Origin of the sequence: Desulfovibrio sp. 1188_IL3213 (assembly GCF_036763145.1) — a bacterium.
GTDB lineage: Bacteria > Desulfobacterota > Desulfovibrionia > Desulfovibrionales > Desulfovibrionaceae > Desulfovibrio.
Genome location: NZ_JBAIYR010000252.1, coordinates 1 through 3,383 on the forward strand (window position 1 = coordinate 1; position 3,383 = coordinate 3,383).

Below are 3,383 nucleotides of genomic sequence, written 5' to 3' on the forward strand. Positions count from 1 at the left end.
GGATGATCTCAGCGACGGCCTGCTGGTTTTTGACCTGGACGCAACGGGTTTGCGCGTACCGCACATTGAAGTGACGGCAGCGGGCAGCCGCTTTACTGGCAGCGGTGGCGTGGCGGACTGGAGCAAGCCCGAGGTTGCCCTGGACCTCACTTCGGACAACGTGAATCTCGGCCGTGCCATCCCCGAAGCCGTGGGCAACCAGCCCGAAGAGCCGAAATTCGTTCACGGGCCGTTCACGCCCCTGCCCGGCGCCCCGCTCATGCCCGGCGAAACCGGCGTGGACTACAACATACGGCTTGCCGCCAAAAAAGTGGCATACGGCAGCATTGTCATTGACGATGCCCTGGTGGTTATCCGCCAGGGGCTGCTGGACGCCAAAACCCGTCTTGAAGACACCCTGCTGCTGGTGGAAGGCAAACTCTACGGAGGCAGCGTCAAGGGCGAGACCATCCTTGGCGGCGACAAAAGCACCCCCTATTCCATACGCCTGCGCGCCCGCGACGTGAACGGCGCGGCCCTGGCCGAAGACCTCAAGGTCATGCCTGTAGGCGGCGGCCGTCTGCGGGCGGACGTGGACGTCATGAGCCAGGGGCGTGAACTGGACGTTTTTTTGGGAAAACTGCGCGGCAGCGTGACGGCCCGTGCCGAAAACGGCTCTTTGCGGCCGCCGCCGCGCATCAGCGGAGGCAAAAAATCCTCCCTGGCCTTTTCCCTCCTGGATGTCGGCCTCAAGGTGCGCACCGCTGCCTGGGACGGAGAACGCCTTGGCCTTGAAGGCCAATGGACAGCCGCACTGGCCGCACAAGGGCTGGACGCCTCCACCGACATTAACGGCAGACTGTGGTTCAGCGGCGACGGAGCCGACGGCGGGCAGATGGACTTCACCAACCTGCCCGGCTCCATTTCCCTGCGTCTGGATGCGGAACGCTCCCTGAAACCGGACGGCCTGCACGTACAGGCTTCAGGCCGCTTCAGCGGCCAGTCCAGCCGCAATGAGCTGTCCGTGTCCGAAGCGCACTTCAATGTTCTCGGCATTGAAGCCCACGGGCAGGCCAGCCTTGCTTCCGGCAAGGACGGCCCCTTCTGGCAGGGCAAACTGTCCGCCTACAGTGCCGACCTTGCCCGCACCCTGCGCATGGCGGGCATGGGAAAAACAAGCGTTCCAGCCTCTCTGAACCGTGTGGAAATGGAAGCGCGCTTCAGAGGTGACCCCGATACGCTTTCCCTGCGGGAAATCCGGGCCAAGGCCGATCAGAGCGTCATCACCGGGACCCTGAATATCGACTGGCGCGGACAGCCATCGCTGAACTTCAAGCTCAACGCCGACCAGATCAATCTTGACCGCTACATGAGCAACAGCAGCGCAGGCAAAGGCAAGACCGGCAGCAAGGAAAAGGAATGGGACTTCCGCTTTATGCGCACCTTTCGCGCACAAGGCGAAATGAGCGTCAGCCGCTTCTCGGTCATGCGTTTTACGGTGCAGAACCTGCGCACCCGCTACAAGCTCGAAAACGGCAAGCTCACTTCCGACTCCATCACCGGCCAGTTTTACGGCGCGCCCATCATAAGCAAGGGAACCATTACCTTCAACAAGGGGCTCAGTTTCAGCAATACGCTTACCATCAACAATTTTGACCTTACCGATGCCAGCAACGCACGGGGCGGCAGCGCAGCACTCAGGGGCAAAGGCTCCGTACACTCCGACATCCACGCCAGCCTCACCGGCCCCGGCCAGTTGCCCGCCCTGCTTAATGGCAAATGGCGGGTCGAAGTGCTCAACGGCTCGTTCCAGCACAGAACGCCTGAAGGCAGTCTTAAGGGCAAACCCACGCCGATTACCGCATCCGGAGCCTCTGGCAGCATTACCAACGGAGTGGCACGGAGTAGTGATTTTTATCTCAAAGGGCCGGGGCTTCAGGTTAACGGCGGCGGCTGGATAGACTTTAACACCGAAACGCTGGACTGTAACTTTAACGTAAGCATGAAGAACGTGCCGGACTTTCCCTTGCGCCTTTACGGCAATCTGGATAATACTAAAACATCCATCGGCGCCGGCACTCTTATCCTGAATACGCTTGGCGACATTACCAAGGGTTTTGTGGACGTTCTCGGGGGGATCGTCGAAGGAACCTGGAAACTTTTCCGCTGATACGTTACAAGGTTTTCGCAACGTCATAACACAGGCATTCTGTCGGCCATTCTTCCTGACTCCCGTTGACAGGAGCGGCTTTAGGGTCTAAGTTGGCGATGTGTTCTTTTTTGCACAATCAAAATCGCGGTTCCGCCAAGGAGAGTGACGGTGAACATTCTGATTTTCGGCCCCAACGGTAGCGGCAAAGGCACTCAAGGCGATCTTATCAAGCAGAAGTACAATCTCGCCCACATCGAATCCGGCGCCATATTTCGTGAACACATCGGCGGCGGCACGGATCTGGGCAAGAAAGCCAAGGCGTACATCGACCGCGGCGACCTTGTGCCCGATGAAATCACCATTCCTATGGTGCTTGAAACCCTGAAGTCCAAAGGACAGCACGGCTGGCTGCTGGACGGTTTTCCCCGCAACATGGTGCAGGCCGAAAAACTGTGGGAAGCCCTCCAGAAAGAAGGCATACGCCTTGACTACGTGGTAGAAATCCTGCTGCCCCGCGAAACGGCCAAAAACCGCATCATGGGCCGCCGCCTGTGCAAAAACAACAACAACCATCCCAACAATATCTTCATTGAGGCCATCAAGCCCAATGGCGATGTCTGTCGCGTCTGTGGCGGCGCTCTCTCGAGCCGGTCTGACGACCAGGACGAAGCCGCCATCAACAAGCGCCACGATATTTATTACAATACCACCGATGGAACCTTGGCTGCCGCCTATTTCTTCAAGAAAATTGCTGATCAGGGCAAGACCAAATACATTGAGCTTAACGGCGAAGGCAGCATTGAATCCATCAAGGAAACTCTGCTGTCCAAGCTGGCCTGACAGCTTTAACGCCACGGGCTTGCGGGCAGCTTGCATAAAAAAGACGGCCCGCCCGCAAACCGGCCATTGACCGCAGAAAAAAGATTCCCGCAGCGCATGCGGGAATCTTTTTTCTGCAACGTCGCATACCCCGAATACCGGCACAGCCTTCCCCTGGCTCACAGCGCCGGAACAATGCCGGAACTGCGCCAGCACAGCGGCGACACAACGGCGGAAGCTTTGAGAAAAACCGCCCGCCACGCTGTTTTCTCCCGGCACGACCGCGTCCGTAGCGCTTGCCCCCGGCGGCAAGCTGCGCTACTACTCGCCCATGAGCAATACACAAAACAATACTTTTGCCCAAAGCGCCTCCGGCTTGCTGGATGAAGTCATGGGCCTGCCGGGCGCACGTGCCGCAGCCGTGGATCTGGCC

At 58.9% G+C, this 3,383-nt stretch carries 2 protein-coding genes; both read left to right on the top strand.

Translation table 11 applies throughout. The annotated features are described in order from the left end of the window. A partial coding sequence (locus V6C16_RS09725) for an AsmA family protein (RefSeq protein ID WP_333543096.1) occupies window positions 1-2,149 on the top strand: 2,149 nt, incomplete at its 5' end. A 150-nt stretch (window positions 2,150-2,299) separates the two neighbouring features. Next, complete coding sequence (locus tag V6C16_RS09730; RefSeq protein ID WP_333534633.1) at window positions 2,300-2,971, top strand: adenylate kinase; 672 nt, start codon at window positions 2,300-2,302, stop codon at window positions 2,969-2,971. Window positions 2,972-3,383 lie beyond the last annotated feature (412 nt).